At 45.4% G+C, this 24,211-nt stretch carries 26 protein-coding genes; 24 read left to right on the top strand and 2 right to left on the bottom strand.

The window, feature by feature from the left end; all coding sequences use genetic code 11:
- Position 1: 1 nt before the first annotated feature.
- The 10 genes from ruvA to FXV78_RS18020 all read left to right on the top strand — a co-directional run bounded on the left by ruvA (position 2) and on the right by FXV78_RS18020 (position 9,377).
- Positions 2-604: a Holliday junction branch migration protein RuvA gene (gene ruvA / locus FXV78_RS16055; protein ID WP_009244739.1), complete on the top strand. Its 603-nt coding sequence runs from the start codon at positions 2-4 to the stop codon at positions 602-604.
- An 18-nt stretch (positions 605-622) separates the two neighbouring features.
- Entirely contained in the window at positions 623-1,627 is a 1,005-nt protein-coding gene (gene ruvB, locus FXV78_RS16050; protein ID WP_004843434.1) for a Holliday junction branch migration DNA helicase RuvB, read from the top strand.
- A gap of 86 nt (positions 1,628-1,713) precedes the next feature.
- Positions 1,714-2,124 carry a cell division protein ZapA gene (locus FXV78_RS16045; protein ID WP_004843433.1) on the top strand — a complete coding sequence of 137 codons (411 nt, stop codon included), beginning with the start codon at positions 1,714-1,716 and terminating at the stop codon, positions 2,122-2,124.
- A gap of 85 nt (positions 2,125-2,209) precedes the next feature.
- Positions 2,210-4,597 (top strand): peptidase U32 family protein, encoded by a 2,388-nt coding sequence (locus tag FXV78_RS16040; RefSeq protein ID WP_004843432.1) that lies wholly within the window; start codon positions 2,210-2,212, stop codon positions 4,595-4,597.
- Positions 4,598-4,611: 14 nt separating this feature from the next.
- Positions 4,612-6,036, top strand: coding sequence for an FtsW/RodA/SpoVE family cell cycle protein (locus tag FXV78_RS16035; RefSeq protein WP_039959819.1), 1,425 nt, complete (start codon positions 4,612-4,614; stop codon positions 6,034-6,036).
- Between the two features lies 1 nt (position 6,037).
- On the top strand, positions 6,038-7,426 hold the full coding sequence (locus tag FXV78_RS16030) for a peptidoglycan D,D-transpeptidase FtsI family protein (protein ID WP_004843430.1): 1,389 nt from the start codon (positions 6,038-6,040) through the stop codon (positions 7,424-7,426).
- A 33-nt stretch (positions 7,427-7,459) separates the two neighbouring features.
- Complete coding sequence (locus tag FXV78_RS16025; RefSeq protein WP_004843429.1) at positions 7,460-7,804, top strand: hypothetical protein; 345 nt, start codon at positions 7,460-7,462, stop codon at positions 7,802-7,804.
- Between the two features lie 6 nt (positions 7,805-7,810).
- Positions 7,811-8,728: a DUF2953 domain-containing protein gene (locus FXV78_RS16020; protein WP_004843428.1), complete on the top strand. Its 918-nt coding sequence runs from the start codon at positions 7,811-7,813 to the stop codon at positions 8,726-8,728.
- A gap of 35 nt (positions 8,729-8,763) precedes the next feature.
- Positions 8,764-9,171 (top strand): GerW family sporulation protein, encoded by a 408-nt coding sequence (locus tag FXV78_RS16015; RefSeq protein ID WP_004843427.1) that lies wholly within the window; start codon positions 8,764-8,766, stop codon positions 9,169-9,171.
- Positions 9,172-9,239: 68 nt separating this feature from the next.
- A complete protein-coding gene (locus FXV78_RS18020; RefSeq protein ID WP_004843426.1) occupies positions 9,240-9,377 on the top strand; it encodes a hypothetical protein in 138 nt (45 codons plus the stop codon).
- Positions 9,378-9,492: 115 nt separating this feature from the next.
- Here the strand turns inward: FXV78_RS18020 and rpmB are convergent, their stop codons facing one another.
- The gene (gene rpmB, locus FXV78_RS16010; RefSeq protein ID WP_009244733.1) at positions 9,493-9,678 is read right to left on the bottom strand and encodes a 50S ribosomal protein L28; all 186 of its coding nucleotides are present in this window, start codon (positions 9,676-9,678) and stop codon (positions 9,493-9,495) included.
- Between the two features lie 241 nt (positions 9,679-9,919).
- On the opposite strand from rpmB, the gene FXV78_RS16005 reads away from it, so the two are divergent.
- From FXV78_RS16005 to FXV78_RS15970, 8 genes are all read left to right on the top strand, one after another.
- Complete coding sequence (locus tag FXV78_RS16005; RefSeq protein ID WP_009244732.1) at positions 9,920-10,525, top strand: cytidylate kinase-like family protein; 606 nt, start codon at positions 9,920-9,922, stop codon at positions 10,523-10,525.
- A 72-nt stretch (positions 10,526-10,597) separates the two neighbouring features.
- Complete coding sequence (locus FXV78_RS16000) at positions 10,598-10,957, top strand: Asp23/Gls24 family envelope stress response protein (protein WP_039959835.1); 360 nt, start codon at positions 10,598-10,600, stop codon at positions 10,955-10,957.
- A gap of 14 nt (positions 10,958-10,971) precedes the next feature.
- Complete coding sequence (locus FXV78_RS15995; protein WP_004843422.1) at positions 10,972-12,624, top strand: DAK2 domain-containing protein; 1,653 nt, start codon at positions 10,972-10,974, stop codon at positions 12,622-12,624.
- Between the two features lie 15 nt (positions 12,625-12,639).
- Entirely contained in the window at positions 12,640-14,700 is a 2,061-nt protein-coding gene (gene recG, locus FXV78_RS15990) for an ATP-dependent DNA helicase RecG (protein WP_004843421.1), read from the top strand.
- A 193-nt stretch (positions 14,701-14,893) separates the two neighbouring features.
- Positions 14,894-15,100 carry an alpha/beta-type small acid-soluble spore protein gene (locus FXV78_RS15985; RefSeq protein WP_009244730.1) on the top strand — a complete coding sequence of 69 codons (207 nt, stop codon included), beginning with the start codon at positions 14,894-14,896 and terminating at the stop codon, positions 15,098-15,100.
- Between the two features lie 107 nt (positions 15,101-15,207).
- Positions 15,208-15,777 (top strand): 16S rRNA (guanine(966)-N(2))-methyltransferase RsmD, encoded by a 570-nt coding sequence (gene rsmD, locus FXV78_RS15980; protein WP_004843419.1) that lies wholly within the window; start codon positions 15,208-15,210, stop codon positions 15,775-15,777.
- On the top strand, positions 15,771-16,262 hold the full coding sequence (coaD, locus tag FXV78_RS15975) for a pantetheine-phosphate adenylyltransferase (protein ID WP_004843418.1): 492 nt from the start codon (positions 15,771-15,773) through the stop codon (positions 16,260-16,262). Before rsmD ends, coaD begins: the two co-directional genes overlap by 7 nt.
- A 2-nt stretch (positions 16,263-16,264) precedes the next feature.
- Complete coding sequence (locus tag FXV78_RS15970) at positions 16,265-16,843, top strand: ATP synthase subunit B family protein (protein WP_004843417.1); 579 nt, start codon at positions 16,265-16,267, stop codon at positions 16,841-16,843.
- On the opposite strand, the gene FXV78_RS15965 is transcribed toward FXV78_RS15970, so the two are convergent.
- Positions 16,829-17,761: a nucleoside recognition domain-containing protein gene (locus tag FXV78_RS15965; protein ID WP_004843416.1), complete on the bottom strand. Its 933-nt coding sequence runs from the start codon at positions 17,759-17,761 to the stop codon at positions 16,829-16,831. The genes FXV78_RS15970 and FXV78_RS15965 overlap by 15 nt on opposite strands.
- A gap of 119 nt (positions 17,762-17,880) precedes the next feature.
- Between FXV78_RS15965 and FXV78_RS15960 the strand changes: the two genes are divergently transcribed.
- From FXV78_RS15960 to FXV78_RS15935, 6 genes are read left to right on the top strand one after another with little or no spacing between them, the layout of a single operon-like run.
- A complete protein-coding gene (locus tag FXV78_RS15960) occupies positions 17,881-18,720 on the top strand; it encodes a M23 family metallopeptidase (protein WP_004843415.1) in 840 nt (279 codons plus the stop codon).
- Positions 18,721-18,769: 49 nt separating this feature from the next.
- Positions 18,770-20,152: an RsmF rRNA methyltransferase first C-terminal domain-containing protein gene (locus FXV78_RS15955; RefSeq protein WP_009244727.1), complete on the top strand. Its 1,383-nt coding sequence runs from the start codon at positions 18,770-18,772 to the stop codon at positions 20,150-20,152.
- A gap of 12 nt (positions 20,153-20,164) precedes the next feature.
- The gene (locus FXV78_RS15950; RefSeq protein WP_004843413.1) at positions 20,165-20,890 is read left to right on the top strand and encodes a pseudouridine synthase; all 726 of its coding nucleotides are present in this window, start codon (positions 20,165-20,167) and stop codon (positions 20,888-20,890) included.
- Positions 20,866-21,540, top strand: a complete 675-nt coding sequence (locus FXV78_RS15945) for an HAD family hydrolase (RefSeq protein ID WP_004843412.1) — start codon at positions 20,866-20,868, stop codon at positions 21,538-21,540. The genes FXV78_RS15950 and FXV78_RS15945 overlap by 25 nt, the downstream gene beginning before the upstream one ends.
- Positions 21,541-21,544: 4 nt before the next feature.
- Positions 21,545-23,443 (top strand): YgiQ family radical SAM protein, encoded by a 1,899-nt coding sequence (locus tag FXV78_RS15940; RefSeq protein WP_039959834.1) that lies wholly within the window; start codon positions 21,545-21,547, stop codon positions 23,441-23,443.
- Positions 23,440-24,207 (top strand): SDR family NAD(P)-dependent oxidoreductase, encoded by a 768-nt coding sequence (locus tag FXV78_RS15935; RefSeq protein ID WP_004843410.1) that lies wholly within the window; start codon positions 23,440-23,442, stop codon positions 24,205-24,207. The genes FXV78_RS15940 and FXV78_RS15935 overlap by 4 nt, the downstream gene beginning before the upstream one ends.
- Positions 24,208-24,211: the final 4 nt, after the last annotated feature.

The following is a 24,211-nucleotide window of genomic DNA, read 5'->3' as shown; positions in this document are numbered from 1 at the left end:
TATGATTTCATATATTAGAGGGGAACTGGCAGGCTTGGAACGGGACAAGGCAATCGTAGATGTACAGGGAGTAGGATACGGAATTTATATGCCGGAGCAGTCCCTGAGCCTTTTGGGGCCGATTGGATGTGAAGTAAAGATTCACACGTATCTGAATGTGCGGGAAGATGCGATGCAGCTGTTTGGATTTCTGACAAGAGACGATCTTGAAGTGTTCAGGCTGGTCATCGGCGTGAGCGGAATCGGGCCAAAAGGCGGACTGAACATCTTATCCTGTCTCTCGGCGGATGAACTCAAGTTTGCGGTATTGTCAGGTGACGCCAAGGCAATCTGTGCAGCACCCGGGATTGGAAAGAAGACAGCCGAGAAGCTGATCATCGAATTGAAAGACAAGCTGGATCTTAAGGAGATGTTAGAGCCGCGAAGCGCAGCCGCCGCAGAGATTCCATCAGATGGGCGAAACGGTGATATCCAGACAGAGGCAGTACAGGCTTTAGTGGCTCTTGGATATGGCAATGCCGAGAGTCTGAAGGCAGTACGCCAGGTGACAGAGTATACCTCTGTGGAAGACGTACTCAAAGAAGCATTGAAAAAAATGTTATAGATATAGTAGAGGAAGCATATGGGAAGACGAATTATCACAACAGAAAATCTGGAAGAAGATGCGAAGATAGAGAATCATCTGCGGCCGCAGCTTCTTTCGGACTACATAGGACAGGCAAAAGCGAAGAAGATGCTGGAAGTTTATATCCGGGCGGCAAAAGAAAGAGACGAGGCGTTAGACCATGTATTGTTCTATGGACCGCCGGGACTCGGAAAGACGACGCTTGCAGGAATCATCGCCAATGAAATGGGGGTGAATCTCAAGGTGACTTCCGGGCCGGCGATTGAAAAGCCGGGAGAGATGGCTGCTATTTTGAATAATCTGCAGGAGCATGATGTGCTGTTTGTGGATGAGATTCACCGATTGAACCGGCAGGTGGAGGAAGTGCTGTATCCGGCGATGGAAGACTATGCGATTGATATTATGATCGGAAAGGGCGCGACCGCACGTTCGATCCGTCTGGATCTTCCGAAGTTTACCCTGGTGGGAGCGACTACGAGAGCAGGGATGCTCACCGCACCCCTGCGGGATCGTTTTGGAGTTGTGAATCGTCTTGAGTTTTATACAGAAGAAGAGTTGATGACGATCATCAAGCGTTCGGCCAGAGTGCTCAATGTCGAGATTGATACAAAAGGAGCGCTTGAGCTTGCCAAACGCTCCAGAGGAACTCCGCGGCTTGCCAACCGTCTGCTAAAGCGGGTGCGTGATTTTGCACAGGTCAAATATGACGGTGTGATCACGGAAGAAGTAGCAAATTATGCACTGGATCTTCTGGATGTGGACCGTTATGGACTGGACCACGGAGACCGGATGATCCTGCAGGTCATGATTGAAAAGTTTCAGGGAGGTCCGGTGGGGCTGGATACGCTTGCAGCCAGCATTTCAGAAGATTCCGGAACACTGGAGGATGTATACGAACCATATCTGCTGAAGTGTGGATTTATCCAGCGTACACCGAGAGGAAGAGTTGTGACAGATCTGGCATACCGGCATCTTGGAATTCTTCCTCCGGTTTCAAGGTGAGCGGTCACACAGAAACTTCAAAAAATAGTTGGTTTTTGTTTGCAGATAGTTTATAATAACAGATAAGAAATGCCAAGGAGGATGCTATGAGTTCAGCAAAACATTTTACAGAAGTTTTAATTGGAGGAAAAGTCTATACGCTAAGTGGATTTGAGGGTGAAGAGTATCTGCAGAAAGTATCTTCCTATCTGAACCATAAGATAACAGAATGTGCCAACAGCGAAGGTTACCGCAAGCAGAGTGCAGACACCAGAAATGTACTTTTGGCACTGAATATTGCAGATGATTATTTTAAGGCAAAGAAGCAGGGAGATTCACTGGAGAGTGACATCGAACTGAAAGATAAAGAGATGTATGACTTAAAGCATGAATTAATTTCCGTACAGATCAAGTTGGAGAATGCGGAAAAAGAGCTCGCTAAGATGAAAGAGGAAAACAACGATCTTCAGATGCAGATCGTGAAGCTGGAAACAGAGATGAAGAATCGCAGAAAGTAAAAGAATGAGGGTGCCCAAGAGACTGCAGAAGCAAGCAGCTTTTGTTTGGCCCTCTTTTTATGTAAATAGAAAAAGGAGTTATTGATTGATAGAAGAAAAGAAAAAACCACAGATAGAGATTTTATCTCCGGCAGGATCCTATGAGAGCTTTCTGGCTGCGATCCATGCGGGTGCGGATGCCGTCTATGCAGGAGGTCCCAGATTCGGAGCTCGCGCATTCGCAGACAATTTTACAGAAGAGACATTAAAGCAGGCCATTGATTATGCACACTTCCATGGAAGAAAAGTGTATCTTACAGTCAATACACTTCTGAAAGACCGGGAGATCGAGACACTTCATGACTATTTGGAACCCTTGTATCTGCATGGCTTAGATGCGGTGATCGTACAGGATGTCGGAGTGCTTGAATTAATCCGGCATGATTTTCCGGATCTGGAGATTCATGCAAGTACACAGATGTCCTCAGTTAATGTCAAGGCAGCGCAGTTTTTACAAAGTCAGGGAGTGACAAGAGTGGTCCCGGCAAGGGAGATTTCTCTGGAAGAGATTCAGGAGATTTATCGTGCAACAGGGATGGAGATTGAGTGCTTTGTCCATGGGGCGTTGTGTTACTGCTATTCCGGACAGTGCCTGCTCAGCAGCCTGATCGGAGGACGCAGTGGAAACAGAGGGCAGTGTGCCCAGCCGTGCCGTCTCCCGTACAGTGTGGATCAGAGCAGCAAAAAAGAATACGTGCTCAGTCCAAAAGACATTTGTACTCTGGATTTGATTCCGGAGCTGATCGAGGCGGGCGTCTATTCATTTAAGATTGAGGGAAGAATGAAGCGGCCCGAGTATGTAGCGGCCGTGACATCGATTTACCGGAAGTATACAGATTTGTATCTAAAAAAGGGAAAAAGTGGATATCGGGTAGAACAGGCAGACCGGGAAGCGCTGATGGATCTGTATAATCGGGGCGGATTCAGCCAGGGTTATTATAAAGAACGAAACGGCCGGGATATGATCGCCATTTCCCGCCCGAACCATGCAGGAGTACCTGCGGCACGTGTGCTCTCACAGAAAGGAAGAGAACTGACGGTGGAGACTTTAGCAGATATCCACAAGGGAGATCTCCTGGAGTTGAATCTGCAGCGTGAGAATTACTCTTTTGGAAAAGAGATTCCAAAGGGAACAAAGACTGTGATTCTGGTTCCCAAAAAGGAACAATATCAAAAAGGACAGATTCTAAATCGAATCCGTAACCAGAAACTGATGACAGAGATGAAAGAACAGTATCTGGAAGGGGCAACGAAAGAGCAGATATCCGGATACCTGCGTGCGGCAGTGGGAGAACCGGCAATGCTGACAGTCTGGACAGAAGATATAAGCGTTACCGTTTATTCCGAGCAGACTGTGCAGGAGGCACAGAATCAGCCGATGGAGGTGTCCAGAATCCAAAAGCAACTTTCTAAGACGGGAGCCACAGAATTTGTATTTGAACATCTGGAGATTGATCTGGAAGGAAAGGTGTTTCTTCCAATGCAGCAGCTCAATGAATTAAGAAGGCAGGCATTAGAAAAATTAGAACTGGAGATATGCGGGAAATTCCGGCGGACATCCACGGAACAACCTCTTCTGAAACAAAACTCAGAAGAAAAGAAAACGGAAGGTGTACTGCTGAGTGTTCTGACAGAGACTTTGGAACAGCTGGAAAGTGTGCTGGATTCAGAGGCAGCAGAACGGATTTATATTGACAGTAATATAGTACAGGATTTATTTGAAGATGCGAGACTGCAGCACCTCTGTAAAAAAGTGAAAAGAAGCAGTGCCAAGATTTTTCTGGCGATGCCCCATATTTTCCGGGCTGATGCAGTTCGAAAATTTGAACAACATTATGATCGGTTTCTGGAAATCGCACAGGACGGTGTATTGATCAGAAACTGTGAGAGTTTTCAGTTTTTAAAACAACACGGATTTGACAGGACGATCCTTCTGGATCATAATCTGTATGTATTCAATCAATACAGCCGGCAATTCTGGAAAAGGAACGGTGTAGAACTGTTTACAGCTCCGATGGAATTAAATGCAGAGGAGCTGAATGTTCTGGGACTTGAGGAAAGTGAACTTGTGATCTATGGAAGAATTCCGGTTATGACATCTGCGCAGTGTGTGGTGAAGACAACAAATGGCTGTACACACCACCCGGTCACGACAACACTGACGGATCGCAGAGGAAAACAGTTCCCGGTGAAAAATCACTGCGGATTTTGCTATAATATTGTTTACAATTCCGCTCCTTTATCGTTGTTTGATGAAAGAGAAGAGTGGATGAGGATGCATCCAAGAAGCATCCGTGTGCAGTTTTCGACAGAGACAGGCAGCGAGGTGACTCGCATCTTGAATGCGGCTCTTGCTGTGAATACCCGGAATGCGGTATCGGGAATGTCAGGAGAAGAATTTACGCGCGGTCATTTCAGACGCGGAATAACATAAAAGCAGGTGAAATTGTGGTTAACATCATAGTAGAATTATCAAAATATCTTATGATCCTTTTAATGGGAATTTACACGTTTTCGTGTTTCTCTATTTTCGCACATAATTATGAGAGCGAGCAGAAATGGATCCTGATCCGGCAGAATGTGCTGATGTTTTTACTTCAGCTGACAGCATATGTGGTCATGTATCTGAAGAAGGATGATCCCAAAATACTGACTCTTTATGCAGCCAGCGCGGGTTTTCTTCTGGCTGTGATTCTGTTGTACCGGATTTTATATCCGAAGGTGTCCAAGCTGATCGTTAATAATATGTGCATGCTTCTTTGTATCGGGATGATCATGCTGACCAGACTGGAAGAAGAAAATGCGATCAAGCAGCTGATCTTCGCCGCAGTAGGAGTTGTGATCGGTTTGGTGGTACCGGTTGCGATCCGTAAGCTGGATCGTTTAAAAGACTGGGGCTATATGTATGCAGGAGCCGGGATTCTGGCGTTGGTTCTGGTTTCCGTTCTGGCAGAGGTTTCCGGTGGAGCAAAGCTTGGATTTACGATCGCCGGATTCGGAATACAGCCGTCCGAGTTTGTGAAAATTTTATTTGTATTTTTTGTAGCGGCAAATTTAAACCGTTCTTTGGAGTTTAAGAACATTGTGATTACAACAGCACTGGCAGCAGCTCATGTGCTGATCCTCGTGCTTTCTACAGACCTTGGTACGGCATTGATTTTATTCGTAGTGTATCTGGTCATGCTGTACACGGCAACGAGACAGCCTCTTTATGTGGCAGCCGGTCTCGGAGGCGGTTCGGTCGCTGCCGTACTGGCATACCATTTATTTGCGCACATTCAGGTACGTGTAGCTGCATGGAAAGATCCGTTTGCAACCTATAGTGACGGCGGATATCAGGTAGCGCAGTCTTTGTTTGCCATTGGCACAGGAAGCTGGTTTGGAATGGGGCTGTTTCAGGGACTTCCGGATGAGATTCCTGTAGCTGATACAGACTTTATCTTTGCTGCGATTTCGGAAGAAATGGGACTGATTCTTTCCCTGTGTCTGATTCTGGTGTGTGTCAGTTGTTATGTGATGTTTTTAAACATTGCTCTGGCACTCCGCAATCAGTTCTACAAACTGGTAGCACTGGGACTTGGAACCTGTTATATTTTCCAGGTATTCTTAAATATCGGCGGAGTGACAAAATTTATACCTTCTACAGGCGTAACTCTTCCTCTTGTCAGCTACGGAGGAAGCTCAATTTTAAGTACGATGATCATGTTCGGCATCATACAGGGTCTGTATATTTTAAGAGAAGATGAGGAAGAAAATCTGGAAAGAAAGAGAGAAAGAGAGTTAAGAAATGGCACGAAGAGAAGAACCACAAAGAAGAAAAAGACAACCAAAGAGCCAGGCTTCGAAGAAGTTCCAAAACAAAGAGTTCGCTAAGATGACCTATTTGTTTGTTACGCTGTTTCTTGCCCTGATCTCCTATATTGTCTATTTTAATGTGTTCCGGGCAAAGACAATCGTCAACAGTCCGTATAATGTAAGACAGGATGCCTTTGCAGACCGGATCATCCGGGGAAGCATTACGGACAGAGACGGAGAAGTTCTTGCCGAGACACAGGTCGGAGAGGACGGAACAGAAAACAGAGTCTATCCGTACGGGGCAGCATTTGCCCATGTTGTTGGCTACAGCAATGAGACCGCAGGAAAAAGCGGACTGGAATCCATCGAAAACTCAGAACTTCTGACGTCCAATGCATTTTTTGCGGAAAAATTTCTCAACGAATTTAAGGATGAAAAAAATCATGGCGATACGGTCGTAACTACATTGGATGCGGGGCTTCAGCAGGCGGCATACAATGCATTGGGAGAAAATCGGGGCGCGATCATGGTTATGGAGGCCAGCACCGGAAAAATTCTTGCCATGGTGTCCGGACCGTCCTATGATCCGAATACAATCGCGCAGGATTGGGAAGCCTTAAATGCAGACAGTGCTTACAGTCCGCTTCTGAACCGGGTGACTCAAGGGGCATATGCTCCGGGATCTACCTTTAAGATCGTGACTGCACTGGAATATATGAGAGAACATCCGGACTATCAAAATTACAGCTATAATTGTGAAGGATCGATCACTTATGAAGACATCACGATCCGATGTTTTGACAGTACGGTACATGGATTGGAAGACTTGCGCAGTTCTTTTGCAAACTCCTGCAACTCTTCCTTTGCAAACATTGGTCTGATGCTGGATCGGAATTCTTACCGTGCGACGGCCGAAGAGCTTCTGTTTAACAAAAAACTGCCATCCGTGCTGGATTATTCAAAAAGCTCGTTTGTAGTGGATGAGAATACCAGTGACGGAGAGATGATGATGACAGCTATGGGACAGGGAAACACATTGGTCAGCCCGTATCACATGGCACTGATCACACAGGCGATCGCAAATGGCGGAACTTTAATGGAACCATATCTGGTTGATAAAGTCACAAACTATAAAGGAACCGAGATTCGGAAAAATGTACCGAAAAGTTATAAAAAACTGATGACATCGGAGGAAGCATCACAGTTGAAAGACTATATGCGGGCAGTTGTGGATGAAGGAACTGCCACGATGCTTTCCGGACAGTCTTATTCCGTGGCGGGAAAAACAGGAACTGCAGAATACAGCATGACAGATGGGGAAAAAACACATTCCTGGTTCGTAGGCTTTACGAATGTGGACAACCCGGAACTGGTCATCAGTGTGATCATCGAGGGCTATGACGGAAATGCCGGTGCAAAAGCAGTTCCAATTGCAAAGCAGGTGTTGGATTCTTATTATTATCAATAGAAAAGAACAAGCATAAAGGGGATGACAGACTGCATGAATATGGAGTTTTATAGAGAATTGTATGTAAGCCGTTCTCTGAAAAAACGTGAAAAAAGGATTATTGAGGGCTTGAAAAAGAAACGGTTTCGAAAGGATCTTTATCTGATCGTGTTAGCCCAGGGAAAACAAAATCCACTGGAATTTTTCTCTGTATTGTTGCTGAAGCAGCATATTTTTGAGGACGCTGGGCTGTTCGTAGTCGGTCTCGCGGATGGATACGAAGGGGCACTGGAGCTGACAGAAGAAATCGTGCAGGATGTGTACCAAAAAACAAATGATGTCAGACTAAGAGAGTTCATCTTAAATAATCAGAAACAATCTGGGGAAGGCAGTGTGTAGAATCATATGATACATATACTTCTGTTGATTTTAAAAATCATAGGCTGGATATTACTGGTAATATTGGGAATACTGATCCTGTTGGCAGGTATCTTTCTGTTTGTACCGGTCAGATATCGGGGAGATGTCCTGGGGGAAGGTGAATGGGAAAACCTGTTCGCCTTACTGAAGTTTTCCTGGCTGTGTTCCCTTGTAAAAGGAGAGGTGTCGTACCAAGGCGGAGCGTTAAAATGGAAGTTTCGAATCGCATGGAAGCGGTTTCTGGCGGATCAGCCCGAACAGGCGGCCCTACCTGTTTCCCGGGCAGAAGAGAAGAACTCTCAGAGTAGAGAAACGCTGAAGTCTCCGCCTTCTGAAAAAAGTATACAGAAAAAAGAGCCTTCAGAACAACTTAAAAAACAGCCGGAACCAATACAAAAGAAAATAACAGAACATAAGAAAACCGAAAACAAAAAGAAACAGGATTCAAGACCGGGACTTGGAGAGCGGATTTCTCAAAAAGCGGAACAGATAAAATGTACTTTTCATAAAATTTGTGATATGCTCAAATCACTGGCAGAAAAAAAGGAAAGATTGATGGAGTTTCTTACGGATGAAATTCATCGGTCAGCTTTTATGAAATGCCTCACAGAGCTTCGACGTTTGTTTTGCTTTTTGAAGCCGTCAAAGTGTGAGGCAGATCTGGAATTCGGGTTTTCAGACCCTTCTGTCACAGGATATGTTCTGGCGGGAGCGAGTCTTATCTATCCGTTTATCGGAGAATGTGTGGAGATCACTCCGAATTTTGACGAGAAAGTGCTCAAAGGAAAGGCCATGATCAAGGGGAGGGTGCATGCCGTTTATTTTGTGATTGTTCTATGGAATCTGCTGTGGAACAAGAATATCCGCACGACGATTTCCCATATCAGAAAATTACGCTTTTAGAATACAACCAAAAAGCCAAAGGAGGAAAACAGCAAATGGCAGAGAATAACAACAATTTTAAATCGACTGTGGAAGCATTGTTTCAGGGAATGGATGGAGTGATCTCATCTAAGACGGTTGTCGGTGACGCAATTCATGTGGGTGATACGATCATTCTTCCGCTTGTAGATGTTTCCTTTGGAATCGGAGCCGGTTCTTTTCGTGCTGAAAAACGCGAAAAAGGAATGGGTGGAATCGGTGGAAAGATTACCCCGAGTGCAGTTCTTGTGATCAAGAATGGAACGACCAAGCTTGTAAATGTGAGAAATCAGGATACGATGACAAAAATTCTGGATATGGTACCGGATCTGGTGGACCGTTTTACAGAGAAAAAAGAAGATAAAGTAACAGAAGCAGATGTGGCAGAGATTTTAGATTCTGCTGAAAAAGAAGAAAACGTATAAAATCAGAGTATTATTTTGAAATATCTGTCATATATTTGCAGTAAGAGGGCCGGTGGGTGTGATGTATTTTGAAACGGGTGATCGGATTTGCGCTGATTTTCGTCGCAGTGGGAATGCTGATCATGCTCCTGTTATCGAGTATTCCATGGGGGATTGCGATCATTACTGCGTTGCTTTTAATAGGATATTGTCTGTTTTGTAAATGAAGAGCAGGTGTCCGGCTGGGCATCTGTTTTTTCTGGCGAGTAAAGCATGAAAAAAAGACTCCATATTTACAAAGTAAATATCAAGCCTTTTTATTCCGTGTCGTCATATAACAGATTATGCACGCTCAACGCATCCTGATTTTAAACAAGAAGTACAAACGTACATTTTCTTAGCTCCGCCTTCTGTTTTCACTCTAACGGATTTCACATTTGATTTCCACATTTTTGGTGTTTTTCTATGAGAGTGACTTACGTTGTTTCCGAAGTGAGCACCCTTTTCACAAATAGCACATTTAGCCATCATTGCACCTCCTAACAATCTGAAATAGTCTTATACAGACTCACAACACTGTTATTTTAGCAGAAACCCCCTCTGAATGCAAGTCTTTTTTTGAAATTCTTTTTTGTAAAGATCAATATATGGGATTTTTTGTGAATTCTATCGGGTTTTTTGTTCACATCAATTTCATTTCATGATAAAATTAAAGTAACTTCAAATAACTTCAAACGCCTTGATGACAGGCAGAAAGCGGGGAATGATTATGAGCAGACGTATCATTACAATCGGAAGACAGTATGGCAGCAACGGACGCAGAATTGCAAAGAAGTTATCCGAAAAGCTGGGAATTCATTATTATGACAAAGAACTGATCAAGCTTGCCAGTGAACAGAATGATATTTCTTATGATGAGCTGGTTAAAGTAGATGAAAAAAGAGCGAATCCATGGCGTTACCCGGTAGAAGATCCGGCGCAGATGGAAAGCCGTTTTCGGTTTGAACCGATGAACGATGTGCTGTTCTACACACAGGCACAGATCATCACACGTCTGGCAGATACGGAGGATTGTATCATTGTAGGACGATGCGCCAATGATATCCTGAAATCCCGCCCGACATCCCGGAGTATTTTTATTCATGCACCATTGGACTACAGGCTTCAGACAGTGATGGAGCGTACCTCTCTGGAAGAAAAAGAGGCGCTTTCTCTGATCAAAAAGGTCGATAAACAGCGAAAATTCTATTATAACTACTATACAGACAAGAAGTGGGAAGAGATGTCCCAGTACGATCTGTGCCTGGACAGTTCGGCCATGTCAGAGGACGAGATTTTGAATGTTTTGACAGCACTTTATGAATCGATATTGTAAAATCCGGATAATGAGAGTATAATACGAATGTTAATTGTGCGAAGATCCATTAAGAATTGGAGGTAATATATGATGAAAGGTAGTATGAGTACAGAGCTTGGGATTATCACAATTAGCCCGGAAGTTATTGCTAAATACGCAGGCTCTGTTGCTGTAGAATGTTTTGGAATTGTAGGTATGGCTGCCGTGAACATGAAAGATGGTCTTGTGCGGCTGTTAAAAAGAGAAAGTCTGACCCATGGGATCCATGTGGATATTTCAGATGACAATATCCTGGTTCTGGATTTCCATGTGATCGTTGCATATGGAGTAAATATTCTTTCTGTTTCTGATAATTTGATGAACAACGTCAAATATAAAGTGGAAGAATTCACCGGGATGACCGTAGATAAGATCAACATCTTCGTTGAAGGTGTCAGAGTGATAGATTAAGGAGGATATTTGCTGTGGCAACAAAAACGATCAATGCAGAGCTGCTCGCAAAAATGTTTCTGGCGGGAGCGGCAAATCTGGAGGCAAAAAAAGAATTCATCAATGAACTGAATGTATTCCCTGTACCGGATGGAGATACAGGAACGAATATGACTTTGACGATCATGTCAGCTGCAAAGGAAGTCAGCGCCATGGAGAGACCGGATATGGAATCTCTGGCAAAAGCGATTTCTTCCGGTTCTCTTCGAGGAGCCAGAGGAAACTCGGGAGTAATCCTTTCTCAGCTTCTGAGAGGATTTACAAAGACGATCCGGGAAGAAAAAGAGATCGATACGATTGTACTTGCACAGGCATGTGAGCGTGCAAGAGCAACTGCTTACAAGGCGGTCATGAAACCGAAAGAAGGTACGATCCTGACAGTTGCAAAAGGAATCGCTCAGAAAGCAGCTGAGATGGCAGAGGTGACAGATGATCTGGAAGAGTTTTTGCCGGCAGTTCTGGCATATGCCAAAGAAGTGCTGGATCAGACACCGGAGATGCTTCCTGTACTGAAAGAAGCCGGCGTAGTGGATTCCGGCGGACAGGGACTTCTGGAAGTGTTACATGGCGCCTATGATGCATTTCTTGGCAAAGAGATCGATTACAGTGCGATCGAAGCAAGTGCAGGAACAAAGATGACCAAAGCAGGTGCGCAGGCTGAAGCGGACATCAAGTTCGGATATTGTACAGAATTTATCATTATGACAGATAAGGCCTTTACAGAAGCAGATGAAATGGAGTTTAAATCCTACCTGGAGTCCATTGGAGATTCCATCGTATGTGTGGCGGATGAAGACATTGTGAAGATCCACGTTCATACAAATCATCCGGGACTGGCCTTTGAAAAAGGACTCACATACGGACAGTTGTCCCGTATGAAGGTTGACAACATGAGAGAAGAGCATCAGGAAAAGCTGATCCGTGATGCGGAAAAAGTTGCAGCAGAACAGGCGAAAAAAGCGCCTCGCAAGCCGGTTGGGTTTATTGCAGTATCCATCGGAGAAGGGATGAACGAGATTTTCAGAGAACTTGGTGTGGATTATCTGATCGAAGGAGGTCAGACGATGAACCCAAGTACAGAGGATATGCTCACTGCGATCGATGCGGTCAATGCAGATCACATCTTCATTCTGCCAAACAACAAGAACATTGTCCTGGCAGCAAATCAGGCAAAAGATCTGACAAAGGACAAGGATATCATCGTGATTCCGACAAAGACAGTTCCACAGGGAATTACAGCGATCATCAACTATATGCCGGAAGAGGACGTCGATACCAACATGGAGACCATGCTGGAAGAGATCAAGAATGTAAAGACAGGACAGGTTACGTACGCTGTGCGTGATACCCATATTGACGATAAAGAAATCCATGAAGGAGATATCATGGGAATCGGTGATGCCGGAATCCTTTCTGTCGGTCAGTCTGTAGAGCAGACGACAAAAGAGATGCTTTCTCAGCTTGTGGATGATGATACAGAACTGATCAGTCTGTATTACGGACAGGATGTTCTGGAAGAAGATGCAGAGCGTTTTGCAGGCGAGATTGAAGAGATCTATCCGGATGTAGATGTTGATTTCCACTGCGGCGGACAGCCGATCTACTACTACGTATTATCTGTAGAATAGGAAGTTGTTTCATTTATGAGAGAATCTGAAAGAATCAGCGTCTTAAAAGGCGTTGGTGAAAAAACAGAACAATTATTTATAAAAGCAGGTGTCCATACCATTGGGGACCTGCTTGCGTATTATCCGAGGACCTATGATATCTATGAAGATCCGATTTCCATTGGAGAGATCCAGGAGGGAAAGACAGTCACTGTCATCGGCGCGATCTTCGGGAGGATCCAGGTCAGTCAGAATAAAAAAATGCAGATCACCACACTCTATCTGAAAGACATGACCGGCACTTTGAAAGTGATCTGGTTTCGGATGCCGTTTCTTCGCAACACACTGGGGCGGGGCGGCGTGATCACTCTGCGCGGAAGGATTGTGCGCAAAAAGGACGCACTGGTGATGGAGCATCCGGAGATTTTCTATCCCAGTGCCTCTTACGAGGAAAAAAGAAATACAATGCAGCCCGTTTATGCCCTGACGGCAGGACTGACCAATAATGCAGTAAAAAAAGCGGTCGCTCAGGCATTGGAGCAGGTGGAAGGAATCCGGGAATTTCTTCCGGAAGAGCTGATCTGCCGATATCACCTTCTGGATCGAAGAACTGCAATGGAAGGAATCCATTTTCCAGAGACAAAAGAAGAATTCTATGAAGCAAGAAAGCGCTTTGTATTTGAAGAATTTTTGATTTTCGTGCTTTCCCTGCGAATGATCAAGGAACGGGAAGACCGTGCCAAGAATCATTATGGATTCTGTGATCAGCCGAAGGTGGACGAATTTCTTTACGCACTTCCCTATGAACTGACAGGCGCACAGAAGAAAGTATGGCAGGAGATTTTGCGGGATATCTCCGGAGAATCTGTCATGTCAAGGCTGGTACAGGGTGATGTGGGATCCGGAAAAACGATTGTGGCACTTCTTGCTTTGATGTATACCGGCTTAAATGGATATCAGAGCGCGATGATGGCACCCACAGAAGTGCTTGCCAGACAACATTATGAAAATATCAGCGGAATGCTGGAAGCATACGGAATCCCGTTGAAAACGGAGCTCCTTACCGGTTCCATGACAGCAAAGGCAAAACGGGAGGCTTATGCCAGAATTGAAGCGGGAGAGGCAGATATTGTGATCGGAACTCATGCACTGATTCAAGAAAAAGTGCAGTATCAGAATCTGGCGCTGGTGGTAACAGATGAGCAGCATCGTTTTGGAGTCAAACAAAGAGAGACGCTGGCAGGAAAAGGAGTGTTGCCTCACATTCTGGTCATGAGCGCCACCCCGATCCCGCGGACACTGGCAATCATCCTCTACGGAGATCTGGATATTTCAGTCATCGATGAATTGCCGAAAAACAGACTTCCGATCAAAAATTGTGTGGTGGATACCGGATATCGGAATACAGCGTATACATTTATGAAAAAGCAAGTGCAATCAGGCAGACAGTGTTATGTGATCTGTCCGATGGTCGAGGAGAGTGAAGCGCTGGAAGCAGAAAATGTAACCGATTATTCCCAGATGCTTCAGGATATCATGGGTGAGTCTGTCAAAGTAGGGTGTCTTCACGGAAAAATGAAGCAGGCACAAAAAGATGAGATCATGGAAGCATTCGGGAAAAATGAGATCCAGATCCTTGTATCCACGACGGTGATCGAAGTCGGGATTGATGTTCCGAATGCAACAGTTATGATGATCGAAAATGCAGAACGTTTTGGCCTCGCTCAGCTTCATCAGCTCCGCGGCCGGGTAGGAAGAGGAGGACATCAGTCCTACTGTATTTTTATAAGTCCTTCCAAATCAAAAGAAACAAAAGAGCGTCTGGGTATCCTCAATCAGTCCAATGACGGATTTTTTATCGCGGGAGAAGATTTAAGACTTCGGGGACCGGGCGATCTCTTTGGAATCCGGCAGAGCGGTCTGATGGATTTTAAACTGGGAGATGTGTTCCAGGATTCTCTGATCCTAAAACAAGCTGCCGAAGCTGCAGGAGAACTGCTGCGGACGGATCCCGGACTGAAATCAGAAAGAAACCGGCGGCTGGCCGATCGCTTAAAACACTATCTGTCAGATGTGATGTTAGAAATGACACTTTAAAAATACCAGAACTTACCAGATTAAAAATAAAATTCCTCCATATACTATGGATGTAACACAAGCGAACGGAATGCAGACACATGAGACGAGCCGCATCACAATGCAGCAACTTTCATGTCGATGCGGCCCGGGCTTAGGTTATAAAACTACAAAAAGAGGTAACAAAAGAAGTTACGAAAAGGAGGAAATTATCATGGCAAGTCGTTCATCTAATCGAGCAGCAGTACCAGAAGCAAAGGGAGCACTGGACAAATTCAAATACGAGGTAGCAAGCGAGCTTGGAGTACCGCTGTCAGACGGTTACAACGGAGACTTAACTTCCAAACAGAACGGATCTGTAGGTGGTTATATGGTAAAGAAAATGATCGAGCAGCAGGAAAAACAGATGGCCGGTAAATAAGCAGTCACTGTTGCCAATGCGAAATCAGGCGGAAAAAAGCACTTGGGATTGACCTGAGTGCTTTTTTCTGCTAAAATTCAGCATAGTTGAGAAAGTGGAGGTGCGCAATGAGAGTGATCGCAGGAACTGCAAAGAGACTGCAGTTAAAAACTTTGGACGGAATGGAGACCAGACCAACAACAGACAGGATCAAAGAGACACTGTTCAATATGATCGCGCCGTCTGTTTTCGGAAGCGTTTTTCTGGACTTGTTTGCCGGAAGTGGCGGAATTGGCATCGAGGCATTGAGCAGAGGCGCCAAAGAGGCTGTTTTTGTCGAAAAGAATCCAAAAGCGATGGCCTGTGTCAAAGAAAATTTAAACTATACAAAGCTTTCTGAGAAAGCGATGACCATGACGAAAGATGTTCTGACAGCTCTGTATCAGCTGGAAGGCGAGAAAGTGTTTGATTTTGTATTTATGGATCCTCCGTATGATCAGGATCTGGAGAGACAGGTTCTTACGTATCTGTCCGGTTCCGAACTGATTTATGAGGATACCGTGATCATTGTGGAAGCATCAAAGCATACGGACTTTTCTTATCTGGAAGATTTGGGCTTCACACTGATCAAAGAGAAAGAATACAAGACGAACAAGCATGTTTTCATTGAGAAAGCTGGAAAGGAAATGATATGTTAAGAGCCATTTATCCGGGCAGTTTTGACCCTGTTACATACGGACATTTAGATATTATCCGCAGATCCTGTAAAATTGTGGATGAACTGGTTGTCGGTGTGCTGAATAATAATGCGAAAATGCCGTTGTTTTCTGTAGAAGAACGTGTTAAAATGTTAGAGGAAGCGACCAAAGATCTGACAAATGTCAGAATTGTTCCATTTCACGGACTTTTGATAGATTTTGCCCGTCAGATGGATGCCTTTGTGATCATCAGAGGACTTCGGGCAATTACAGATTTTGAATATGAATTGCAGATGTCGCAGACGAACCATAAACTGGAGCCGGATCTGGAGACGATGTTTCTGACTACCAGTATCGAATATTCTTACTTAAGCTCTACAACCGTCAGGGAGATTGCCGCTTATGGGGGAGATGTATCACAGTTTGTGCCAGAAGCGGTAGCAGGAGAGTTGGAAGCGAAGATGAAAGCAAAAAGGAGAGTGTAACTATGAGCAGCCGTATTGAACAGATTATTGAGGAGATTGAAGAGTACATTGACAAAGATTGTAAGTTTCAGCCGTTATCCTCGACAAAGATTATTGTAAATAAAGAACATCTGGATGAGCTTTTGAGAGAACTCAGAATGAAGACTCCGGATGAGATCAAGAGATATCAGAAGATCATCAGCAACCGGGATGCGATCCTTGCGGATGCAAAAGCAAAAGCCGATGCGATGATCGAAGAAGCACAGGTACAGACAACAGAGCTTGTCAGTGAGCATGAGATCATGCAGCAGGCATATGCACAGGCAAATGAGATCGTGACACAGGCGACTGCACAGGCTCAGGAGATCATCGACAATGCAACAATGGATGCAAATGAGATCCGTATGGGTGCGATTCAGTATACCGATGATCTGCTTGCCAATGCAGAGAGTATTATCGGTCATACATTAGACAGCTATACGACAAAATATGACGGACTGATCAACTCCCTTCAGGAGTGTTATGATGTTGTCCGCACGAATCGTGCAGAATTAGAGTCTCCGACTCCGGAAGAAGGACAGGAGTTCTCAGGCGAAGCATAAAAGATATAAGATGCCAAGCAGGCTGGTTACCAGAGTGGTAGCCAGCTTTTGTGTTATGTAGGAAAAGATTGAAAAACCGGCTTTTTGTATCATGCACTGTGTCTGGGCGGCGGCGCATATGCCTCCGAATGCTGTCAGAGAGAGCGCCAAAATGTATTTTACAGGAAAAGAAACGGCAGACATTCCAATCAGCTGAATCCCGTTTGTGATTTCCAAAACCGGCAGAAGAATTTGGACCGCCGGAAAGCAGGATGCCAGGTTTTCTGACAGTGCGATCAACACGGAGAAAAGAATCATATAGCCCCCCACTTTTGTGATTGCTTCAAAGCTGTCCATAATGCAGTGATCCAAAATGTCAAAGGACCAGAACGTATTTTTCTGCCAGCCTGAATCCGGAGCCTGAAATGCCTGTTTTCCCTTCAAATACGTTCTTCTCGTAAAAAAGCTGACCAGAATGGGCGCAGCTGTCAGGATCAGGATGGACGGAATCATCAGTTCGTTTTTTCCCAGTGTTTTCCAGACTACAAAATTGAAAATAAAGACCGGACTTGTATTGTTGCAAAAGGAGAGCAGATACGCTCCTTCCTGCGGTGAAATCTGTTTTGTATGTGTCAGGTCTGCGGAAATTTTGGCGCCCATAGGATATCCGCAGAGAAAGCCTGCAATGATCGCAAAGCTCCCGTTTGGAGAGACCCGGAAGATTTTGTTCAGAAGAGGGCCGAACAGGCGGGCAATCAGACGGATGCAGTTGGTGGACATCAGCAGGTTTGTGATGATCAAAAAGGGAAACAGTGTGGGAAAGACCGTATGAAACCATAGCAGCAGACCTTTGCTGGCTCCATTAAATACATCTTTTGGAAATAAAAGCATAAAGGCAAAACAGATCAGAACTCCGATTCCGGCCAGATTTTTTCTCATAGGAAAACTCCGATTCACTTGTTGTTATATGTATATGACGATATGGGACATTTATCAGTGGAAAGTTTTAGAAGAAACCGGCATACGATAATTTGAAACATCCAACGGGAGAAAGTTCTATGCGTCACAGATATATCAGCTATTTTGCGGGAATTTTTCTTCTGGCATTTTTTGCCGTATTAAATACCGGGGTTTTGATTTCTGTCAGTGGATTTCAGAGACTTCAAAAACCGGTGGTATCTCAGCCTGATTTTCGCAGGCAGCCTGTTTCTGAAACCATGCAGGTTTATTTGAAACAGGCTGCAGATCCGGGACGGGACGTGGGACTCTACTGGATGGCAACAGACTTTGAAAACCGCAGATTTCCAGGAAAAGTCTCACCTTCCGGATTTCAGAAGCTGTACCGCCAATGGCGAAACCAAACGGGCTGGGATGCTTATGTGCAATCATGCAGGGCAATCTGGAATGATGTAAAATATTTCCCCATCCCGCAGTCTCTGGATGATACCGAGGATAAGATTTCTTATGTTGATTCCTGGATGTTTGAACGAAATTACGGAGGAAAACGGGGGCATGAGGGAACAGATATTATGGCAGAGAAAAATACGCCCGGGTATTATCCTGTTGTAAGCATGACGGATGGTGTCGTAACCGAAAAAGGCTGGCTGGAAAAGGGCGGCTGGAGGATTGGGATCACGGCACCGACGGGAGCGTATTTTTATTATGCACATCTGGATTCTTATGCGGAGCTTGAGAAGGGAGATCCGGTAAAGGCAGGAGATCTGCTCGGCTATATGGGGGACAGCGGATATGGAGAGGAGGGAACAACGGGGGAGTTTCCGGTGCATCTCCACCTTGGAATTTATCTGAAAGAAGGAACGGAAGAAATCAGTGTAAATCCGTATCCGGTGCTGCGGTATGCAGAAAATGCCAGAATAAAATGTGTGTATTCCAGGTAGTCTTACTATAGGAATTATGGTATAATCATGTTCATGTGGAGGAATGAATATGAATTTACCAAATACATTTGAAGAAAAGATGAAACACCTTTTGGGTGAAGAATATGAGGATTATTTAAAATGCTATGAGGAGCCGCGTCATTACGGACTCCGTGTTAATACAAACAAAATTTCCGTGGAGGATTTCTTGAAAATCGCTCCATGGCCGCTGCGTCCGGTTCCATGGATCTCAAATGGATTTTATTATGACGGAGATCAGATCCAGCCGGCAAAGCATCCGTACTATTTTGCAGGACTGTATTATCTGCAGGAGCCAAGCGCGATGACACCGGCAGACCGGCTTTTGATCGAGCCGGGAGACCGGGTGCTGGATGTATGTGCCGCTCCCGGAGGAAAGGCGACAGAGCTTGGGGCAAAGTTACAGGGAAAAGGAGTTCTGATGGCAAATGACATCAGCAATTCCAGAGCCAAAGGTCTGCTGAAGAATATTGAATTATTCGGAATCGGAAATATGCTGGTGCTCAGCGAAGAGCCGGGCAAGCTGACCGAGTATTTTCCGGAATATTTTGACAAGATCCTGATCGATGCTCCGTGTTCCGGAGAAGGAATGTTTCGAAAAGATAAAAAGATGGTCAAAGCATGGGAAGAGCATGGTCCGGAGTTTTTCTCAAAAATTCAGCGAAGTATCATCACGCAGGCGGCATCCATGCTGCGTCCGGGTGGAATGATGCTGTACTCTACCTGTACCTTTGATCCGTCAGAGAATGAGCAGACCATCGAATATCTGCTGGAAGAATATCCGGAGTTTGAGATTTGTGAGATGGCAGGATATGAAGGCTTTGCACCGGGAATGCCGGAAGTGACAGACAGCAAAAACCCAAATCTTGCAAAGACAGTCCGGATTTTTCCGCATCGAATGGAAGGGGAAGGACATTATCTTGCACTGTTGAAAAAGGGGGAAGGCTCTCCGATTGCTCTGAAAGAAAAGGATTCTAAAAAAGGCGGAAAACTGCCGGAAGAGCTGGAAGAGTTTTTCCGGAACGTTTCCTGGAAACCGGAAGCATCAAGACTGGATATCCATGGAGAGAGAGTCTACTATATGCCGAAGGGACTTCCAAAGCTGAACGGTGTCCGCTTTTTAAGAACCGGATTGCTGCTCGGAGAACTTAAGAAAAAGCGGTTTGAACCGAGTCAGGCGTTTGCAATGTCACTGAAAAAAGAAGAGTATGCCAATATTCTGGATTTGTCCGTACAGGATGAACGTGTGATCAAATATTTAAAAGGAGAGACTCTGGATGTAGAAGATCTTGTCTCCCGCAAGGAGAAAGGATGGTATCTGGTCTGTGTGGACGGATATCCGCTCGGATTCGGAAAACTGGCAAACCAGACGCTGAAAAACAAATATCTGCCGGGCTGGCGCTGGCAGTCATAAGGATGAAAAGAGATGAAGATAAGACTGGATAAATATCTCGCAGATATGGGAGTGGGCACAAGAACAGAAGTAAAGCGGGCGATTTCCAAAGGCAGAGTGTCTGTGGATGGCGCTTGTGTGAAAAAGCCGGAAACAAAGATCGATACCGAAGAGACAACCGTTGTATTCGACGGTCAGATCGTCGAATACACAAAAAAAGAATATTATATGCTGCACAAGCCTGCAGGGGTGATTTCGGCAACAGAGGATGCCAGAGAAAAGACCGTGATCGACCTGATTGTTTCCCGCAAAAGAAAAGATCTGTTTCCGGTAGGACGTCTGGATAAAGATACTGAAGGGTTGCTGCTGATCACCAATGACGGGGAACTGGCGCATCGGCTGCTTTCCCCGAAAAAGCATGTAGATAAGACGTATTATGCGAAAGTGCAGGGGATCGTTACGCAGGAAGATGTCCGTAAATTTGCAGAAGGCGTGGATATCCATGAGAAAAAGCTGACTGCTCCTGCAGTGTTGGAGGTAGTAAAGTCGGGAGAAGTTTCAGAGATTCTTCTGACGATCTGCGAAGGAAAGTTTCATCAGGTGAAGCGGATGTTTGAAGCAGTCGGTAAGAAAGTCATTTATCTGAAGAGGCTCAGTATGGGACCGCTTCAGCTGGATGAAACTTTGATGCCCGGCGAATACCGAGAATTGACAGAGAAAGAGAAGGATACACTATGCTCAGTGGAAAAAAAGCAGTAATTTTTGATATGGATGGGACGCTGACGGATTCCATGTGGATCTGGCCGGAAGTGGACCGGATCTTTTTAAAGAAATACCATCTGACCCCGCCGCCCGGATTCGCCAAGGCATTGGAGGGAAAAAGCTATACAGAGACCGCACAGTATTTTCTGGATGTATTTCCAGAGCTCTCCTGTTCGCTGGAAGATGTGCAAAAGGAGTGGATCGATATGACACTGCATCTGTATCAGACCCAAGTGGAGCTAAAGCCAGGGGCAAAAGAATTTCTGGAATTTTTAAAACAGGAGCAGATTCTGATGGGAATTGCTACGAGCAATGCAAAGGAGCTGGCGCTTGCCGCCCTGGATGCGCTGCAGATCTGGGAGTATTTTTCTTCTGTACGCACCGGATGTGAAGTGAAAAAAGGAAAGCCTGCACCGGATGTTTATCTGAAAGTGGCAGAGGACCTCGGTGTACGGCCGGAAGAGTGTCTGGTATTTGAAGACGTTCCAAAGGGGATCGAAGCCGGGCGCAATGCGGGAATGACAGTGTGTGCAGTGGATGATGCATTCTCGGCAAGTGATGAAAAAGAGAAAAAAGAAAAGGCGGACTATTTTATCCGCAGTTATGATGAAATCCAAGCAAAAACATATGAAAGATGTGGAGTATAAATACATGAGAGAAAGGTTTTTACCAATTTGCAGACAGGATATGAAAGACAGAGGATGGGACCGGGTTGATTTTGTCTATATTACCGGAGATGCGTATGTCGATCATCCGTCTTTTGGTCCTGCCGTGATCACAAGACTTCTGGAATCCAGAGGCTATCGGATCGGGATCATTTCCCAGCCGGACTGGAAGGACAAAGACAGTGTGACCATATACGGAGAGCCAAGGCTTGCATTTTTAGTATCTGCCGGCAATATGGATTCCATGGTGAATCACTATTCTGTCTCCAAAAAGCGCAGAAAATCCGATGCCTATACGCCCGGAGGCGTGATGGGCAGGCGTCCGGATTATGCAACCGTGGTCTATGGAAACCTGATCCGTCAGACCTACAAACAGACGCCGGTTATTCTCGGCGGAATTGAAGCGAGCCTTCGAAGGCTTGCACACTATGATTACTGGTCTGACCGGCTGAAACGTTCCGTCCTTCTGGATTCCGGAGCAGATATGATTTCCTACGGGATGGGTGAACACTCGATCGTAGAGATTGCGGAAGCCCTGGATGCAGGAATTGCCGTGTCAGATATCACTTACATCAGCGGGACAACAGTCAAGACAAAATCTCTGGATTCGGTTTATGATGCCGTGATGCTTCCGTCTTTTGAAGAATTAAAAGCGGACAGGCTTTCTTATGCCAGAAGTTTTTACACCCAGTACTGTAATACGGATCCATTTTCCGGAAAACGTCTGGTCGAACCGTATTCCGAACATTTATATGTGGTACAGAACCCTCCGGCAAAACCGCTGACACAGATGGAGATGGATGATGTCTATGCACTGCCGTTTACCCGCTGTGCCCATCCGGATTATGAAAAACTGGGAGGAGTTCCGGCGACCGCAGAGATCAAGTTCAGTCTGATCAGCAACAGGGGCTGTTTTGGCGGATGCAGCTTCTGCGCACTGACCTTCCACCAGGGGCGGATCGTACAGACACGAAGTCACGAATCTCTGCTGCAGGAGGCAAAGGAGATCACGCAGGATCCTGATTTTAAGGGATATATCCATGATGTGGGCGGACCGACTGCAAATTTCCGGCATCCATCCTGTGAAAAGCAGATGACCAAAGGCGTGTGTAAGACAAAGCAGTGTCTGTTCCCGACACCTTGCAAAAACCTGAATGCAGATCACAAAGACTATGTAGCACTTCTGCGAAAGCTGAGAAAAGTTCCGAAAGTGAAGAAAGTCTTTATCCGTTCCGGAATTCGTTTCGACTATCTGCTGGCGGACGCAGATGATACGTTTTTGAAAGAATTATGTGAGTATCATGTCAGCGGACAGTTAAAGGTGGCACCGGAACACGTTTCAGATCCGGTTCTTTCTATGATGGGAAAACCGGCCAACAATGTGTATGAGACCTTTACGAAAAAGTTTTATGCCATGAACCAGAAAATCGGAAAAGAGCAATATCTGGTGCCGTATCTGATGTCCTCTCATCCGGGATCGACGTTAAAAGAAGCAGTGGAACTGGCAGAATACTGCAGAGATCTTGGATATATGCCGGAGCAGGTGCAGGATTTCTATCCGACTCCGTCTACAATTTCTACCTGTATGTACTATACCGGTGTGGATCCGCGGACAATGAAACCGGTCTATGTTCCGAAAAATCCGCATGAGAAAGCCCTGCAGAGAGCGTTGATCCAGTATCGGAATCCGGAAAACTATGATCTGGTTGCAGAGGCGCTGAAAAAAGCCGACAGAACAGATCTGATCGGATTTGAAAAGAATTGTCTGATCCGCCCGCGCAGATTGAAAAAGGAACAGCCTGTCAAAACGGGCAGACCAAAACAGAAGAAAAAGACCATACGGAATGTACAGAAAAAGAAGACAGAAAAGAGGCGTGGAAGATGAAAATTGCAGTGATCACCGGGGCATCCTCCGGTATGGGGCGGGAGTTTGTCCGCCAGATTCCGCATTTCTATATGAACCTGGATGAATTGTGGATCATTTCACGCAGAAAAGACCGACTGGAAGCGATCGCGAAGACCTGTTCGGTTCCGGTCCGCATCTTTGCAGGAGATCTGACAGATCCGATGTTTCTTCAAACGGTCAAAGATACACTGCAGCGTCTAAGACCCGATATCCGGATGCTGGTGAATGCAGCAGGCTTCGGAAAAAGTGGTACTGTTTTGGATATCGCAAAAGAAGAGTGGCCCGCACAAAGTGAGATGGTGCGTCTCAACTGTGAGGCATTGACAAACATGACGCTTTTGTGTATGCCCTATCTGTCACAAGGAAGTCGGATCCTGCAGATTGCATCTGCTGCGGCATTTGCTCCGCAGCCCCAGTTTGCGGTTTATGCAGCCACCAAATCTTATGTACTCAGCTTTTCCAGAGCTCTTGGCGCAGAGTGGAAGAAAAAAGGAATCTATGTCACTGCAGTCTGCCCGGGACCTGTGGACACAGAATTTTTTGAGCGGTGCGGGCAACCTGAAAATCCGCTCAAAAAAATGACAATGGCAAAGGCTCCAAACGTAGTAAAACAGGCACTTCTGGATGCGAGACGAAAAAAAGCAGTCTCAATCTTCGGGTTTTGGATGGGGGCACTGTACATACTGGTCAGGATCGTTCCGGTCAGTTGGATTTTAAACGTACAGACCATTGGGAAAAAGTAGGAGA

This window comes from Mediterraneibacter gnavus ATCC 29149, from assembly GCF_008121495.1.
GTDB lineage: Bacteria > Bacillota > Clostridia > Lachnospirales > Lachnospiraceae > Mediterraneibacter > Mediterraneibacter gnavus.
The sequence above is the reverse complement of the archived record's forward strand: the minus strand, read 5'-3'. Positions and strand labels throughout refer to the sequence as shown.

Excerpts from the sequence above, each read along its gene's own strand:
- rpmB (WP_009244733.1), bottom strand. The coding sequence starts at position 9,678 with ATGGCTAAATGTGCTATTTGTGAAAAGGGTGCTCACTTCGGAAACAAC.
- FXV78_RS15965 (WP_004843416.1), bottom strand. The coding sequence starts at position 17,761 with ATGAGAAAAAATCTGGCCGGAATCGGAGTTCTGATCTGTTTTGCCTTT.
- rsmD (WP_004843419.1), top strand. The coding sequence starts at position 15,208 with ATGAGAGTGATCGCAGGAACTGCAAAGAGACTGCAGTTAAAAACTTTG.
- FXV78_RS16045 (WP_004843433.1), top strand. The coding sequence starts at position 1,714 with ATGAGTTCAGCAAAACATTTTACAGAAGTTTTAATTGGAGGAAAAGTC.
- FXV78_RS16000 (WP_039959835.1), top strand. The coding sequence starts at position 10,598 with ATGAAAGGTAGTATGAGTACAGAGCTTGGGATTATCACAATTAGCCCG.
- ruvB (WP_004843434.1), top strand. The coding sequence starts at position 623 with ATGGGAAGACGAATTATCACAACAGAAAATCTGGAAGAAGATGCGAAG.
- FXV78_RS16030 (WP_004843430.1), top strand. The coding sequence starts at position 6,038 with ATGACCTATTTGTTTGTTACGCTGTTTCTTGCCCTGATCTCCTATATT.
- FXV78_RS15970 (WP_004843417.1), top strand. The coding sequence starts at position 16,265 with ATGAGCAGCCGTATTGAACAGATTATTGAGGAGATTGAAGAGTACATT.
- FXV78_RS15955 (WP_009244727.1), top strand. The coding sequence starts at position 18,770 with ATGAATTTACCAAATACATTTGAAGAAAAGATGAAACACCTTTTGGGT.
- FXV78_RS15960 (WP_004843415.1), top strand. The coding sequence starts at position 17,881 with ATGCGTCACAGATATATCAGCTATTTTGCGGGAATTTTTCTTCTGGCA.
- ruvA (WP_009244739.1), top strand. The coding sequence starts at position 2 with ATGATTTCATATATTAGAGGGGAACTGGCAGGCTTGGAACGGGACAAG.
- FXV78_RS15950 (WP_004843413.1), top strand. The coding sequence starts at position 20,165 with ATGAAGATAAGACTGGATAAATATCTCGCAGATATGGGAGTGGGCACA.
- FXV78_RS15935 (WP_004843410.1), top strand. The coding sequence starts at position 23,440 with ATGAAAATTGCAGTGATCACCGGGGCATCCTCCGGTATGGGGCGGGAG.
- FXV78_RS15945 (WP_004843412.1), top strand. The coding sequence starts at position 20,866 with ATGCTCAGTGGAAAAAAAGCAGTAATTTTTGATATGGATGGGACGCTG.
- coaD (WP_004843418.1), top strand. The coding sequence starts at position 15,771 with ATGTTAAGAGCCATTTATCCGGGCAGTTTTGACCCTGTTACATACGGA.
- FXV78_RS16005 (WP_009244732.1), top strand. The coding sequence starts at position 9,920 with ATGAGCAGACGTATCATTACAATCGGAAGACAGTATGGCAGCAACGGA.
- FXV78_RS16020 (WP_004843428.1), top strand. The coding sequence starts at position 7,811 with ATGATACATATACTTCTGTTGATTTTAAAAATCATAGGCTGGATATTA.
- FXV78_RS15940 (WP_039959834.1), top strand. The coding sequence starts at position 21,545 with ATGAGAGAAAGGTTTTTACCAATTTGCAGACAGGATATGAAAGACAGA.
- FXV78_RS15985 (WP_009244730.1), top strand. The coding sequence starts at position 14,894 with ATGGCAAGTCGTTCATCTAATCGAGCAGCAGTACCAGAAGCAAAGGGA.
- FXV78_RS16025 (WP_004843429.1), top strand. The coding sequence starts at position 7,460 with ATGAATATGGAGTTTTATAGAGAATTGTATGTAAGCCGTTCTCTGAAA.
- recG (WP_004843421.1), top strand. The coding sequence starts at position 12,640 with ATGAGAGAATCTGAAAGAATCAGCGTCTTAAAAGGCGTTGGTGAAAAA.
- FXV78_RS16015 (WP_004843427.1), top strand. The coding sequence starts at position 8,764 with ATGGCAGAGAATAACAACAATTTTAAATCGACTGTGGAAGCATTGTTT.